Origin of the sequence: Streptomyces sp. NPDC048383 (assembly GCF_040651775.1) — a bacterium.
GTDB lineage: Bacteria > Actinomycetota > Actinomycetes > Streptomycetales > Streptomycetaceae > Streptomyces.
Window position 1 is genome coordinate 1 of record NZ_JBEZKS010000051.1, and the last position, 14,664, is coordinate 14,664.

Annotated in this window: 10 protein-coding genes and 1 pseudogene; 3 read left to right on the forward strand and 8 right to left on the reverse strand. The window is 69.2% G+C overall.

Translation table 11 applies throughout. The features are described from left to right. Window positions 1-784 precede the first annotated feature (784 nt). Both AB0D46_RS28845 and AB0D46_RS28850 read left to right on the forward strand, forming a co-directional pair. Window positions 785-1,411, forward strand: a complete 627-nt coding sequence (locus tag AB0D46_RS28845) for a hypothetical protein (RefSeq protein ID WP_362881718.1) — start codon at window positions 785-787, stop codon at window positions 1,409-1,411. A gap of 138 nt (window positions 1,412-1,549) precedes the next feature. Further along, a complete protein-coding gene (locus AB0D46_RS28850; RefSeq protein ID WP_362881720.1) occupies window positions 1,550-2,167 on the forward strand; it encodes a hypothetical protein in 618 nt (205 codons plus the stop codon). 107 nt (window positions 2,168-2,274) lie between these two features. Here the strand turns inward: AB0D46_RS28850 and AB0D46_RS28855 are convergent, their stop codons facing one another. Continuing rightward, a complete protein-coding gene (locus tag AB0D46_RS28855) occupies window positions 2,275-3,918 on the reverse strand; it encodes a cell envelope integrity protein TolA (RefSeq protein ID WP_362881722.1) in 1,644 nt (547 codons plus the stop codon). Between the two features lie 132 nt (window positions 3,919-4,050). Then, on the reverse strand, window positions 4,051-4,527 hold the full coding sequence (locus tag AB0D46_RS28860; protein ID WP_362881723.1) for a hypothetical protein: 477 nt from the start codon (window positions 4,525-4,527) through the stop codon (window positions 4,051-4,053). A 555-nt stretch (window positions 4,528-5,082) separates the two neighbouring features. On the opposite strand from AB0D46_RS28860, the gene AB0D46_RS28865 reads away from it, so the two are divergent. Further along, window positions 5,083-6,186 (forward strand): hypothetical protein, encoded by a 1,104-nt coding sequence (locus AB0D46_RS28865; RefSeq protein WP_362881725.1) that lies wholly within the window; start codon window positions 5,083-5,085, stop codon window positions 6,184-6,186. Between the two features lie 11 nt (window positions 6,187-6,197). Here the strand turns inward: AB0D46_RS28865 and AB0D46_RS28870 are convergent, their stop codons facing one another. The 6 genes and pseudogenes from AB0D46_RS28870 to AB0D46_RS28895 all read right to left on the reverse strand — a co-directional run bounded on the left by AB0D46_RS28870 (window position 6,198) and on the right by AB0D46_RS28895 (window position 14,630). Continuing rightward, on the reverse strand, window positions 6,198-7,370 hold the full coding sequence (locus AB0D46_RS28870) for a protein kinase (RefSeq protein ID WP_362881727.1): 1,173 nt from the start codon (window positions 7,368-7,370) through the stop codon (window positions 6,198-6,200). A 113-nt stretch (window positions 7,371-7,483) separates the two neighbouring features. Next, on the reverse strand, window positions 7,484-8,326 hold the full coding sequence (locus tag AB0D46_RS28875) for a DUF721 domain-containing protein (protein ID WP_362881729.1): 843 nt from the start codon (window positions 8,324-8,326) through the stop codon (window positions 7,484-7,486). Continuing rightward, window positions 8,323-10,569, reverse strand: coding sequence for a hypothetical protein (locus AB0D46_RS28880; protein ID WP_362881731.1), 2,247 nt, complete (start codon window positions 10,567-10,569; stop codon window positions 8,323-8,325). The genes AB0D46_RS28875 and AB0D46_RS28880 overlap by 4 nt, the downstream gene beginning before the upstream one ends. Window positions 10,570-11,539: 970 nt before the next feature. Next, a complete protein-coding gene (locus AB0D46_RS28885; RefSeq protein WP_362881733.1) occupies window positions 11,540-11,812 on the reverse strand; it encodes a helix-turn-helix transcriptional regulator in 273 nt (90 codons plus the stop codon). 192 nt (window positions 11,813-12,004) lie between these two features. Next, a pseudogene (locus AB0D46_RS28890) lies at window positions 12,005-13,212 on the reverse strand (dihydrofolate reductase family protein). Between the two features lie 29 nt (window positions 13,213-13,241). Continuing rightward, window positions 13,242-14,630 carry a hypothetical protein gene (locus tag AB0D46_RS28895; protein ID WP_362881735.1) on the reverse strand — a complete coding sequence of 463 codons (1,389 nt, stop codon included), beginning with the start codon at window positions 14,628-14,630 and terminating at the stop codon, window positions 13,242-13,244. Window positions 14,631-14,664 lie beyond the last annotated feature (34 nt).

A 14,664-nucleotide genomic window follows, 5' to 3' on the forward strand; every position in this document is an offset into this window, starting at 1 on the left:
AGCCCTGGTGCCTGGGACGATGCGCTTCGCTCCTGCTCCTGAGTCGTTGGCCTGGCAGACCAGAGAAAGATGCCGGCGACGTAGAGTCCGGCCAGTCGCGCAGGTGCAGCGCCCGTGAGCGAAGCGGTGCGCATCGTGCTGGACGAGAGGGCGATGGCCGCGGCCGGGCAGGGGAACGTGCTGGCCTCCCGGCTGATCCGGGACGACCTCGGTGACGACAAGGGTCTGACCCCCGCCGACGTCGAGATCACCATCGTCCGAGAACCCGAGCACGGGACCCTTGAACCGATTCCCCACCCGCATTGGCTGATAAGACACCCCCGTACGACTTGGATTCAAACAGCTGAGCGCACCCCCGCCCGCTACCCGGCGCCGAGTGGTGGAGGCTTCCCCCGAAAGGCCTGTCCGATCTTGGCCCGGGCCGCGCCGGATCACTCCAGGCGAGGGCCAATGAGGTGTTGAGACGACCGAAGCAGTCACAAGGGGCCGTTGGGCCGCAGCCAAACAAGCCGCACGAGAGCGCCACGAGACACTCCACCGTCCGCCACGACCCCTGATCTCCCCCTCGCCTGCTCCACCCATGCATGGACGCCTGGCCGAAACCCCGTATTCGCGGGCGAGAGGTACGCCCCGCTGGCTAACGTGACCAGCGGCGCTACGCCCCCATTGAGAGGACCAGCCTGTGTCTGATCTTGTCCTGCCTACTCCTGCACAGCTGAGCCCGGTACGTGATGACCATGCCTGGCACTTCCCTGACGCGCACCATCACCGCCTGCATGTGCGGATGAGGGCCTGGCCGACGACAGAGGGTGGGCACCTGGTCATCGCCACCGACTTCATGCTCGGCGGCGGGCTGGTCAACATGGCGGAGAGCCTGTGCGAGGCCGCGGCCCAGGAGTTCGGCGACCAGGTCGCTGTGGTGCGGCACTTCCCGGCCCGGACGATGCTGGCACACGGCCACGACAGGTTCGACCTGCTGGTGCTCAATGCCGAGGGCATCGCCGAGACCCACACGTGCACGGAGGAGATCTTGGATCTGCTCGGTCCTTCTATGCTTGGCTTCCCGGGCGACACCCCACCTGGCCCGGCCGGGGACGAGGTCGTACGGGTGCCGTCCCAGAGCATGTACATGGCGCGCGTGCAGGCCGCGACGCTGCGGCTCAAGCAGAGCGGCATTGGAACGGTCGTGGACAGGGACCTGGACTCGGCCAGCCGGCTCGGGCTGGGCGCGAGCGCGCTGGAGCGGCTGGCGGACTTCCTCGCGAATGCTCTCGTGGACGACGAGGCCACCGAGCCCGGCGACAAGCGCGAACAGAAACTGGAAGAGATCGTCACGGCGCTGAAGTCCCAGGTATGGGAACTGATGACCTTCTCCGATCAGCTGGAGAGCGAAGCCCGCGCCCGGGACTGAGCGACCGCCGGGGGCGGCAGCGGGACACGGCCACGGCAACACTCCGTGCGCGGCGCGCAGCCACTTGCGCTGGGCAGCTACGCGGTGGCGGGACTCGTCGAGTCTGGCCTCAAAGGTCCGAGGAAGGGGAGCTACCCCATGGGGGCAGTGGTGCTGTGCGCGGTGCTCTGGGCCGGCACGGCCGTGGCGGTGATGCGGTGCGTCAAGGAGTGGCGCAGTGGTGCCGATCAGGTGTGGTCGTCGAAGTGGAAGGCACTGGCGGGTGCCTTGATCGTAATGGCCTTCCCCGTGATGGCAACGGCCCGGCTGATGTCCCCCGACGCGCAGTTCTTCGTCGAACATTTTGCCGGGCTGCTGGTTCTGGGCTCCGCCTGCTCCATGGTGGCCGGATGGGTAGCGGGACGCCGCAGTGCTACCCAGGCGCGGGAGGTGCGCAGCGGGTTCCGGCTGCCCAACGAGCGGCGGCTGTGGAGCCCGTGGGTCCTGGTGGGCTTGTGGAGCGCCGCCGGAATCCCCTTCACGGTCGTCGAAGTGGTCATCACCACCAGGTACATCGAGGCGCACTCCCCCGGGCCCGTGGCCGACGGCACCTGGGCAGAGGCAGAGACGATCGCCTGGCTCACGGTCCTGACCATCGCCGCCTTCGTCGTCGCCGGCATGCTGCACGGCCTTGTCCAGCACCGGCGTCGCACCCGGGAACAGCAGCGCGTGCGTAACGCCGACCAGCAGTACCTCATCACCGGCTTCGCCGACTGAGAGAGCCCCCGCGGGGACTCTCATCGCGATGCCCGGCCGCCTCTCCTCTGCGCTTGGAGCACGCCGGAGCCGGTGCTCGGCCTCTCCTCTGGCCTTTCAGGTGACGGTCACTGCCGGCGGAGCCGAGCACAGTCCACCGTGAGGTGGGCGAGAAGGTCGCTGTCGCTGTCAGGGACGGTCCGCTGGAGCAGCTGGGTGATGTCGCGGTGAAGGTGTAGCGCCTCACTGGTGCCGGCAGCGGCAAGGACGGTCGACCACAGGGGGTTGTGGGGCAGGGTGTTCGCCTCGACCGTCTGCAGGAGGCTCAGCTTGTCCTGGTGGGTGAGGCGGCCGAGCTGTCGCTGGCCGGTCTTCTGCCCGATCTCCTCCCACGTGGTGGCCCGTCCCTCACGGGCCGCCTTCTTCAGGGCGCCGGAGAGGAAGAGCGTCAGATAGGCGAGTTTCTCGGCGTGTGCCTGCTGTTCCGCGGCTTCGGCCTCGCGGCGCTTGGCCAGTGCCTGTTCCTCCTCGGCCTGGCGGCGCTCGGTCAGGGCTTGTTCAGCCCGCCTGCGGCGCTCCGCCTCCTGGTACTGCTGCGCGTCCTGACGTTGGCGTAGCTCTGCTTCCCGTTGCTGCTGCTTGAGGGCGTATTGGGCAGCCAGGTCACGCTGGTAGGCGGCCTGATCGCCCTCGTAGCGGGCATGTGCGGACCGGACGGCCTCTCGTTCATCGGGTGTGGCGTCCGGGTACTTCACCAGCTGGGCGGCCTCCAGGAGAAGGTCGGGCGTCGGCTGTGCCTTCAGCCGGTCAATGACCTTTCGCCGGTGCGCGGCCTGCTGCTCCGTCCAGAGCTGCCCGCGGCCCAGAGCGAGACGCAGCCTGCCGATGTCTTCCGGCGTCTGGCTCGTTTGCAGAAGCTGGCGGATGGTGTCCACTGCGGCGTGGATCTGATGTGTCTGCTCGCGCAGGGCGCGGTCGAGGTGCATCACCGCGCGTTTGACGGGGTCGTCCTGGCGTGCGGCCCTCCCCGCGTGCGGGTGGGATCGGGTGACGGTGACGATGGCCCGCTCGTTCGCTCCGTCGTCCCGCGAGGCTTCGGACGCAGGTATGCGCACACCGTCGGGCATGGCCACCGTGGTCAGGCCATCAGGGGTGAGGGTGACGTCGTCCAGGCTGTCCCAGGTGGTGCCCTGGCCGGGGAGCTCGGTGCCGAACCTCATGACGCGCCCGCCGCCGGGCCGGTCCTCGAAGCGGATGCGGTGGACGTACCCACGCCGCTTCAGGATGTCCGTGATGACGGGCACGCCGGGCCCGAGGACGATCTCCCAGGCGTCGTCGTCCCATGCGACGGGCCGGCTGCGGTCGAGATGGACCAGGAAGGTCCGTCCGTCATCCAGCCGGGCCTGCACGGCCGAGCCCAACGGCTCGGGGTAGGTGAACTCGGCGGTGTGCTGGTGGGCGCGCAGCCATGCCGCCAGGTGGGCTTTAGCGAACAGGTGGTTGGCGCTGTCCTTGCCCTTCGCCGTGCGGGTGCACGGCTGGCCGGAGCCGTCGGTGCCGTAGTGGGCGAAGTGGCAGATCTTGTCGGTGCACCGGCGGGTCGTGAGCCGGCGGCCACATCCGCCCTCGAAATGGGTGCCGCACCAGATGGTGGTGCTCTCGTACTCGAGGCGGAAGGCGTCCAGTTCGTCCACGGTCTCGGGACACACGGCAGGCTCGTCGGAATCCGAACTGCCGAAGACCGCGGTCTGGATGAGACGTCGATCCATCATGCCCCCGGTGGTCTATGTGGGTGATGTCACCTGATTGTGGACCTTGGTACTGACAGAGCCGACGCATTCACGGAAACCGGTGCCTCCCCGGTCGGCACCGCATGAATCGGGGTCCGTCGGTGCACGATGGAATCAGGTGCTTGGGCCGGGCCGATGCGCTCTTGCGGCTCGCTGGCGCGCAGCGGTTTTCGCTCGGTGGCTGCGGTGTTCGGAGATGCCGTGGTCCGCCGGTTCGCTCGCGAGGAGCAGTGCGGTGAGGCGTTGGATTTTGCGGTCCAGGTCAAGGGCCAGGCGCGGGCGTTCGCAGCCGCGGATGGCGGCAAGTGTGTGGGTGCTGGTGTTCAGCTCGGAGGCCAGGAAGATGGTCGGCCAGCCGTGTTCCGCGAGGTCTTGCAGGCTGGCGGCCGCCCTACCGGCGTCGACCAGCCCCGGTAGAAGCCGCTCCCGTCTGAAAACACTCGTGAGCGGGATCCCGAGGATGGCCTCCGAGGTGGCACGGTGAACCCCGGCCGGACGCTCCCCCGTCGGCCGGAGCAACCGCCGTATTAGCGTGACGGCGATTCCCGAGATCTCGGCGATGTCCGCGGCCGACAAGCCTGTCTGCTGCAACCTGCAAGCGTGCGACGCGGCTTCGGCAGACGACACTCGCGCGGGCCGACCGGCCTTCAGCTCGCGCGTACGGCGGGCACGATCCCGCCGCGCCGCAGCCGTGCACTCCGGACGTGTGCAGCCGTAGTCGGCGCAAGAAGGGCTGCCATGCCGAACCCGAGACCGCGTCGGCCGCTTACCCCCCTTGCCCGCGGGAACGGCACCACTCGTCACAGGCGCTGGGGAAGATTTCGAGTCCATACACGGCTGATTCTGCCCGCTCACCGCCCCCTCGTGGCACTTCCCCAGCGAAACCGCGGAGGACGGGCGCCGCTACCCGATTGTCCGGCTCAGGTCAGGAAGCGCTGCCAGCCCACCAACAGGCAGTTGATCGCCGGTCTCGACGTGCTCCGTTGCTCGCCCGGCAGTACCCGGGTCCACCACCGCCGTCCCCGGTACCGGCCGAGTGCCTTCGCTACATCGTGCGGCGCAGGAGCGTGACGTCGACCGGCGGGCCCCGTTATGGGTGCTGTGCCAATTCCCGTCGCCCCCGCCCGCACCGTGCCAGCCGTCCAGTTGACGCGTGCGCAGGCCCAGCTTGCATGCCGTCTGCTGTCGTACGTGGCCGCACTCCTACCTTCCGATCCTGACGCGCAGCTGCTCGCGGTCGTGGTGGCCATCCGGGCCGCCCGGGGCGGCAATGGCAACCTCACCGGCCAGGACCTGCGGTCGCTGCGCCTCACCGATCCGGCTGAGACGGTGGCCGCATTGCGCGGCCTGGGGTGGCAGGTCCCCGACCAGCTAATCGACGGTGCCCCGGAGCTCCCTGTCGCGGTGACGGTGCCGGCCCTGGCCGTCGAGGCGGACCACCCCCTGCTGTGTGGCAAGAACCCCCGGTCCCGGGTGTCAGGCTGGACGACCCGTATGTTGGCGGCGAAGCCATTGCGGAAGTCCTCCCCGACGGTGCGGCTCGCAGCCCTGTTCCTGGCGGCACATGCTTCTTCCACGCTCGACGGGACGCTGCCGAGTGACCTTCCTGCAGCCTGTCGGGCCGTGCTGCCCGAGCTGGTGGAGAGGAGCTTCCTCGCCGAGCTCTCCGGCGACCGGTACCGCCTCGACGCCGCGGTGCGTCACTTCGCCGGAGCGACCCTTGTGCTTCCTGCTCCGCGCTCGCCCGCCGGATCCTCGCCCCCGAGGCTGAAGCAGGTGCAGCCGGTACGGGCTCACTGGACACCGCCGCCCTTGGATCCTGAACTGTGGGCACAGTGGAAAGCCGAGGCACGGCCAGGTCTGCGACGGCACGCCGAGACTGTCGAGCGGTGCGCGATCTGCGCACTACCGGCTGATCATGTGGCGTCCGCGTTCATGTCTGACCCCGGCTCCATCCCGTCGGCATCCCACCTGTCCGTCCGCTACAGGGAGTGGAAGGTTAACCACCCGGGCCACGGAATTCAGGCCGCCCGGTTCACCGTCGACTTCCGCGCTGAGCACGGGCACGGGCCGTCGTACGGACAGCTGTGCGCCGGCCTGCGATGGGGAACGTTCCGCACCCTGCGCACCCTCATCGTCAGCCGGCTTTTGGCGGACGAGTGGCTCACCGACACCTCGCCCGTGCCGTGGACACTGCGGCCGGGCGATGCCGCCCAGGCCCAGGGAGTTGTACTGTCGACACCGCAGTGAAGCCGTACCCATCAGTCGGTGTGTGCGCCCTCGACCCGAACGACGACGAAGAGGTCCCCCGGCTCACCACCGTTTCTGCCGGGCCAGCCCAGACCTTTGAGCCGCAGTCGTTGCCCGGGTCTTACCCCTGGCGGAATCCGGATCCGGTGAGCTGTTTCTGCGGAAACCTCACCGGTTCCTCGGCAGGAAGGGCAGCCCGGCGTGACGTGCGCACCGGCTGTGGAAGCGCAATCCCGGCAGGGGCCCCGGTCCGTGAGGAGAAGCTTTGTGACCGCGCCGAAGGCCGTGATGCGGGGGCTCACGGTGGATCGGACGTACCTGTCCGGCCCGCGGGTGGGCAGGTCCTCGTCGTAGTACCGCCGGTCGATCTCGCGGAGAGCGAGCATCACCTCGAAGGCGTCGGCGGGGCGGTCGTCAGGATCCTTGGCCAGGAGCCGGGTGACGAGCTCCACCAGTTCCGCCGGGGTGGCGAGCCGACGTTTGAGCAACGGCGCCGGCTGCTCGTTGAGGTGCTGGTTGATCAGGTGCCAGGACGTCCCGGGGAAGGGCGGCTGCCCGGCGATCATTTCGTAGAGCACGCATCCGAGTGAGTACAGGTCGGATCGGTGGTCGAAGGTGCCGTTGAAGCACTCGGGTGCCATGTAGGCCGGGGTGCCGATCAGGACGCCGGTGGTGGTGATGTCGTGTCGGGCGTCGCTGCTCTTGGTGATGCCGAAGTCGACGACCGTTGCCTTGCCGCTGGAGCCGACGACGATGTTGGAGGGCTTGATGTCCCGGTGGGTCAGGCCCGTCGCGTGTGCGGTTCCCAGGGCGTCGGCGACGCAGGCCGCCGTGCGCACGACTTCGCGCAGGGGCAGCCGTCCGCTCTTCAGCACCACGCTGAGCGGCTCTCCGCGAAGCAGCTCCATCACCAGGTAGGCATAAAGCCGCCCGTCGTGCTTCGCGGAGCCGAAGTCGTGCACGGTGACGATGTGCGGGTGGGACAGACCACCGGCGACCGCGGCCTCGCGGGCGAACCGGGCCACCTGTCGACCGCTGTCCGTGCCGCCGTCCTCGCTGAGGACCTTGACCGCGACCAGCCGGTCGACCTTGGGGTCGTGAGCCTTCCAGACCTGCCCGAACCCGCCCGCGCCGATCGGCCCGATCAGCCGGTAGCGGCCATCCAGTACGGTCCCTGCCTGCACGACTCCCCCTCCGGTGGCCACCGCAACGCACGGTGTCTACCAGGCGTGTACCCGTCACGCTACGCCGCAGCAACCACTTGCGGCAGGGGACTTCGTCGGGCGCCATCGGCTGGTCAAGCGGTAGTGCGCAGCGGAACGGGCGCGTTGGTGACCAAGGCAGCGGTTCCGGCCTGCGGGGCAGCACGTTCCGCGCGGGCCCGCCGGAGGGCTGCTTCCTCGGTGGCGGCGGCTTCACGGCGGCGCTGGAGATGGGCAGCGTTGATCGGGGCCGGCACATCATCCGGCACTACGGGCGGCTCGGGAAACACCTGGCGGCTGAGCTCGCGCATGGCCCGGTTCTGCCGCTCCACCGCCTGCGCGATGCCCGGGTCGATCCGCGACCGCACCGCGGCCTCGCGGTGCGCCTCGATCGCACGACGGTAGCCATCCGGCGGAGTCCTGCGCTGCGCCGGCGCAGCGGGCGCGGTCGGCTGAGGGTCCTGTTCGGCGGCGGCCGGGGCGGGGCCGGCGGCTACGGGTGCGGGTGCCAGGACGTGCAGGGTGCGGACGTTCGCGCCGGGCACCGTGTCGTTGGCCGCCGCGATCAGCTTCGGCGCGCTCCAGCGCAGTGTTGTGCCGGCCGCCGAGATGTCGGGGACGACGTCCAGGCGGCCGGTCTCCGCGTCGAACGCCGCTGCTCGAACCCGTCCGGTGAGCTCGGGCACGGCCGCGGCGAGGATGGCGTCGAACCGGGCGAGGACGCTTCCGCCGACGGCCGGGGTGACCATGCCGCGCTCGGTCATCATCATGCCGATCGCGCTCCCCAACCCGAGCGGCTCCCGGCCATCACGTCGTACGGCGGTGCCGGTGCGCCGCTTCGGCTTCTGGCGGGTGGCACCGTTCTTCTTCGCCGCTTCCCGGGCCGCGAGCAGGGCCTGGCGTGCGAGGTCGACACCGGACACCTCGCCGCCGCTCACGACTGCCCCCAGGTGGAGTAGCCGAGGTTCAGGTGCCCGAGCCCAGAGAGGTGCTGCGCTTCGTTGACCAGCTGATTGCTGAACAAGCGCCGGGCCGACGGCTCGCCGTAGCGGTCGATGTGGTCGAAGACGACCTGGTGGTCCTTCATCGCCCGCACCCGCCAGTCGCGCACCTGGTCGGGGGTCAGGTCCTCGAGGACCAGCTCCTGGTCGTCGACGTCGGCGTTCTCCGGCTCCGGCGCCGGGGCAGGGACGGCGGCGACCGGGCGGGGCGCGGGCAGCACGTCCGATGCCACCGGGGCGGCCGGGATGCCGGTAGCCGACTGCGCGGCGGCGGCTTCGGCGCGGGCCGCCTTCACTTCGGCCTGCCGGGCGCGGTACTGCTCCCACTCGTACGCCTTCGCCCACGCTCTGGCCGTCACGGTCTCGTGCAGATGCCGGTCGGCGGCAGCCCGCCGCTCGGTGTCGGAGGCTCCGGGCATCGCGGCGTCGACGGCGGCCGCGACCGCGTGGCGGGTAGCACGGCTGTCGACCTGCCGGTCCTCGCAGCGCGGGCAGTCCCGGCCGGAGTCGAGCAACGCGCCCTCATCGCACCGCGGCTCCGCACACAACCGGATCTGCGGCAGGCCACGGCCGATCAGCCAGCCCACCGGATCCGTGATCGGACCGCCCAGCCGCATCTGGTCCTCCAGGCGCCGGGCGAGCCGGTCGGCGAGGATCTGCGGCGCGTCGGAGTGACCGGCGAACCCGACCACGCGGGCCAGCTCAGTGCGGACCTTGCCCTCCACCAGGCGCCGGACGGCCGAACTCTCCAGGCGAGCCCAGACCAGCCGGACCGGGGCCAGAACGACCCGCAGATCCAGCGACGGCAGAGCCACCCTCCCCTGCTGCTGCCTGCCCTGACCCTCGCTCCCCACGGCCCGCACGCTGCCGCCGGCCACCGGCCCGTAGTTGCCCTTCCCGCCTTCAACGACCGGGGACTTCTTCGGCTTTTCCCCGCGCAGCGGGCCACCCTTGCCGTCGACCAGCGTCAGCCGGGCAGCGGCATCGCCGTCCACGGCCTGGTCCTCGCGCTCGCACGCGCGGTCCGGCAGATCACCGGACCCACCACGGCCTTCGCCGGAAAAGCCACGAGAGAGCGCGAGAGAACCCCCAGGAGTAACCCCGGAAGCGTGGAGAGCGTGGTGCTGTGCAGTAGCGGCGAGGTCTGCCGATCCGGCCATCTCGCCCTGCCCGGCACCCTTGCCCCCAGTAACCACAAGGGTCTCGCCCATCCCGTCGGACTCAAGATCTCCGAATGCAGTACCGGCGAGGTCTGAAAACACGGCACCGGCCGCACGCCGGGCCTCCCGCACGGCCACGCCGTGGGCCCGAGCCACCGGCACCAGACGCACCCGCGACTTCGCGTGCAGACCCGAGCCGGTCTCCTGCCGCACCACGTCCGCGACGCCGTACGCCTGGAGACGCGCCAGAACCTTCGCCCCGGCCGCCGCCGTGCAGCCCAGGAGGCCGCCGACCGTCGCCGCCGGACGTCCCCGGCCCGAGTCCACCGACCCGGGGCGCAGCTGCAGCCAGCCCGACGAACCGGTCGTCAGGACCATCAGCAGCAGCCCGAGCCGGTCCGTCGCCGCACCCCGGCCCGTACGCCCGGCGAGCAGCCCGGCCGGGATCGGCGCCTTGTCCTTCGGCTCCCACCCGGGGCCGAACAGCACCTCGCACAGGCTCAGCAGCACCGCCAGCTCCGAACGGGACAGCGCCAGCGCGTGCCCCCGGTCGCCGGCCTTCTGCGCCCGGTACATCGGGATCACCCAGCACTCCAGGCCCGTCGCATGCCCGAAGGAGTTCGTCGCGACGTTGGACCCGAGGACCCCCGCCCTACGCAGCTCGGGCAGCACGGTGTGCGCGACCGTCGACTGCGACACCCCCATCCACCGGCCGAGCTCCGCCGCCCAGATCGACGCCTGAAAGTCGTCAGCCACCTTCGACTTCGCCATCAGCACCACCGAGGCCAGCCGGGCAGCGTCTGACACGCTGGCCAGCGCTGGGGACGTCACCAACGCGCGCACCGCGGCAAGCAGCCGGGCCCGCATCGTCCGCGTCAGCTGGAGCGGGTTGCCCAGCTCCAGCCCAACGACCGGACCAGCCTGTGCCGGGACCGACCGCAGCCGACGGCGCGAGACCCCACCGGTGAACTCCGTACGGGGACGCGGGAACGCGACGACCGGCGCCGCCAGGGCGCTCATCGGCCCACCTCCCCAACAGGGGCGGTGGGTACTGCCGGGGCCGAAGCCCTCTGCCTCATCATCGGGCCGGTGTACGCCGCAAAGCGGACACCTCCCGTGGGAGCCGTTTCGTGATCCATTCGCCGAGCCTGCAGGGCCCGGCCTGTGGACCAGTCCGACCAGCACCGGTACGCCCCAGCGCTCCCGCACGGCGGGCAGAAAACTTGAAACCCGTCCCGCCACAGGGGACGGAGCCCCAGAGCATCACGCCAGTCGCCGCCGTCGGGAGAATGCGGATCTTCCGCCAGGCTTGCGCTCCACGACCGCCCTCAGCTACACGATGGGCTGAGTGTTGTCCAGGAAGACCCTCTTCCGGTCGACGGACCTTACAACGGCTCAATCTGGGGGGAAGCGGGCAGTCTGCTGTTCGCTTCTCGGCGAAACGAGCAGGATCCAGCTTTTCAGGGGACACCACATCGGGCACTATGAGGATCGACCACCTATCCATATGGATGCTGAATACGGCCCGCCACGCGGGACCGCGACCAGTTCTCTGCGGGTATGTGGACCGCCCCCTCCGTGAGGAGCGGGCGGCCGAACGAAGAGCAACGGCGACCTCCAGTTCTTTGGATCTAGACGGTGCGACTCGGACGGTGATGCTGCGGAGCCCCTGTGGTGGGGGCACCGCGGTTCGGACCTGGTTAGGGCCCTGCCATCTGGTGGGCCCTGGTTAGAGGCCCACCCCACTCGGAAGGTGGGGGTTTTGCGTTGTGTGAACGGCTCGATGAGCCGGAGTTCAGACCCGGGTGGTTCCGGGGACTGAGCGGCCGACCTGGGTGGTGAATCCAGGCGGCAGACGGGCCGCGTGAGCGCTGAAGTGGGTGGTTAGTCCACTCCCAGGCGCGCGGCTGATGGCCTTAGGTCATCCCATCCCCCAGAAATCGGAGGCTGGCGTCAGCATGCCCAAATGAGGTGATGCAGAGGTCGTTGCTCACCTGCGGGTGTCCTCGACGGCCGCAGATGGGTACTTCTCGGCGAGCCTCTGAAGCAGGCGGACATATGCGTCCCGCCACGGGCGTCGTGGTTCTGTCTGCCCAGACTCCCAACGCAAGATCGTCAGGGGTTTCACTTCGAGGGCGTCCGCGAGCTGGCGCTGCGTCAGGCCGTCTGCGAGGCGCAGTTGTCGGCGCACGGCGGGAGGGGGGAGGTCCGGTACGCGGTCAACCAAGGCGTCGACCGACTTGGTCAGATCTGACTCCGACATTGAGAAACCTCCCCATCCAAGACTGATGTGCTGAAAGATACCTCACTCGGCGATCTCCGGTACTGCCGATGTGCGTGTTGTCGGGCGCGACTTCACGACCACCCAACTGGTGAGCGCCTCTATCGGCTTTGAACCTCTGGTTCGGGCACAAGAACAGCCATCCCATGGTCGTAGCGCCTCAAAGGAGAGGCGCTATCCACCTCGACTGACTAGATGGGAGTTCGGCTCCCGGGCGGCGTCCGCATACTCGGAGAGCTCGACGACGGTAACGCCGGCGTGCTCAAGAAGTTCGGTTCCGTGGGCGCCAACGACGAAGGTGTCGGGTTCGCGCCAAGCAGTGACGACGCGAGGGATCCGGAACTCGCGGATGAGTTGGGCGCAGGGGCGGTCCCGGGAAGCTCGCTTTGCGCAGGGTTCAAGGGAGCTGTAGATCGTCGCGGTGGTGAGCCGGGGGTCCCTGGCGGAGAGTTTGGCGAGCGCAGCTTCTTCGGCATGGTCAAGCGGGTCACTCTCTCGAGAGTGGCCGCGGGCGAGCTCGGTACCGTCGGAGCCGACGATGACTGCGCCGACGGAGAAAGCGGTCGTCGACGGTGGGCAGAGGGCGGCGAGCTCGCAGGCGAGGGCGAGCCATTGCCGATCCGCAGCGTTTGGGGAGCTGCCGGTGCCCGGGGCGTTCATGCTGGCCGAGGTGGAAGGGGTGCTCATCGGGGCTCCATGGAGATGTCCTTCGGGGCGTACCGCAGAAGTACCACGTCGCCGATCTGCTGGGTTTCCAGAAGTCGGAGACGGGCGGAGGGGCCGCCGAGGTAGTTGGCGGGGCCGAGCATCCGTATGGCGTCAGACTGTCCCACGAGGAGCGGGGCGATGACGAGCTGGAGCTCGTCAGCGAGTGCCTCCTCGAGGAGCTGAGTGTGAATCGTGCCGCCGCCCTCGACCATCAGCCGCTGGACGCCGTACACATCGCCGAGGACATCCAGCGCGGTCGGCCAGGTGGCCTCGGTGGGAATGCCCTGGATGGCGGCAAGCTCACCGAGGTTGGCGTGTGCCTTCTCGGCGGCGGCGCTGCCGACGGCGAGGACGAGCTTCTCACCACCGTGATGCCAAAACTTCCAGTCGGAGTTGAGGTCGCCGGTGCTGGTGATGGTGACCTTCAGCGGGTACTCCGGCAAGCCGGCGGCCACCCGGGCTGCCCTCCGCTCGGGTGAGTTGACCAGCAGGCGGGGGTTGTCGGCTCGGAGCGTGCCAGCGCCGACAAGGATTGCGTCGGCGGAGGCGCGAACGGAGTCGACGCGGTCGAAGTCGGCGGCGTTGGAGAGTAGGAGTCGATCCTCGCCCGGCCGGGTGTCGAGGTACCCGTCGAGGGAGACGGCAGCGGACAGGAGGACGTACGGGCGAGGCACGGAAACTCCAGAAATTGGGTGAGGCTGGGTCAGGAGGGATGCAGAACGATCTGGTCAAGCGCGGCGCGGAATTCGGCGACTCCCTCTCTGCCGCTAGCTGCTGCGAGCGTGCGATCGAGCCGGTCGAGCTGGCTCACGATGCGCGCCGAGCCCGTCTCAGCGGCGACTCCGACGGCCTCCAGGCCGATCTGCGTCGCGAGGGCGATGTTTCCTGTGCCAGCGTGGGCGCGGGCAGCGCGGGCGAGGTAGACACCACGGTCACGCCGGTACGTGGCTGGGAGAGCAGCGATGGCGCTGTCGAAGCCGGCCGCGGCGTTCTCGTAGTCACCGAGAGTGGCGAGAGAGCGCGCACGAGCGGTGCTGATGTACGCCTCGTCCAGCCAGGAGCCCCAGATTCCGTCGGTGTCCGCGCGACCTAGGAGCGTGACCGCAGTGTCGTATGCAGTCAAGGCTTCTGCGCCGTCACCGAGGACAGCGTGCGCGTGGGCTTGATGCATGACGGCGATGACTTCGAGGCGGCTGCCGGGCTGCGCAGTGCGTCGGGCAGCCGCTGCCAGACCCAGGGCGTCGGCGGCGTGGCCGGTATCGACGGCGAGCTGGGCCTTGCGGCCGAGAATGTACGCGGTGAGGTTGCTGTCGCCCGTGATGTGCGAAGCATCAAGCGCCTTCGCAGTGTGTCCATGGGCGGTTCGCTCATCACCGATGTCTTGCGCCAGCCAGCCAGCCAGTTCCTCGTAGCGGGTCTCTAGCGCGAGGAGTTCGGCCGCGTCGGCGCCGCGGGAGGCCCGGCGGCGGAAGGCGAGTTGCGCTAGCTGATGCTGGAGCGCAGGCAGGACATGCCGAGGACCGATCAGGTTGTCAGTCTGGATCATGACGCGGCGGAGCTGCGCAAAGTGCTCAACGGGGGAAGCCATGGCGGCGGCGCTTGCCGTTGCCGGCGAGGCCGGGAGCGCGGCTGCGGCGAGGCCGGCGAGGCCAGACGCGAGGACAACGCGGCGGGGCACGGGCACGAACAAGATCCTTCCGTGAACGCGACAGGGGACGACGACTGTGTCCGTGTCGTCAAGGTTCGAGCCTGCCTGTTCGGCGGAAGGTGTGACCAGGCCCGACGATGATTCGGACACATGAGGTCCCGGAATGGACACATGGCTGTCGCGAGGCTCCATGCCGATGTGTTCCCAGAGTTCAACCAGCAGCCCCTGACCGCGGAGCACCGTGTCGAGATGGACGACCTCGGAGCGGTGTTTCGGTGCCCGTAAGGCGTTCTCCCACTTCCAAAGCTTGGAGTAGGAGAAGAAAGTCGCCTCGGCCAGGCTGCGCAGGGTGTGGCTGCGTCGCTCTCGTAGATCTCGAACGTGGTACCCGAAACGATCCAGGGGCGATGCCTCCGGAGTTAAATCGTTTGGCTTCTGCCCCACGCTGCTCCCCCTTCATGTCTCCGATCGCTGTGTC

What these genes read in the sequence shown, in the direction of transcription:
- AB0D46_RS28845 (WP_362881718.1), top strand. Translation starts at nt 785, where the DNA reads ATGAGGGCCTGGCCGACGACAGAGGGTGGGCACCTGGTCATCGCCACC.
- AB0D46_RS28850 (WP_362881720.1), top strand. Translation starts at nt 1,550, where the DNA reads ATGGGGGCAGTGGTGCTGTGCGCGGTGCTCTGGGCCGGCACGGCCGTG.
- AB0D46_RS28855 (WP_362881722.1), bottom strand. Translation starts at nt 3,918, where the DNA reads ATGATGGATCGACGTCTCATCCAGACCGCGGTCTTCGGCAGTTCGGAT.
- AB0D46_RS28880 (WP_362881731.1), bottom strand. Translation starts at nt 10,569, where the DNA reads ATGAGCGCCCTGGCGGCGCCGGTCGTCGCGTTCCCGCGTCCCCGTACG.
- AB0D46_RS28885 (WP_362881733.1), bottom strand. Translation starts at nt 11,812, where the DNA reads ATGTCGGAGTCAGATCTGACCAAGTCGGTCGACGCCTTGGTTGACCGC.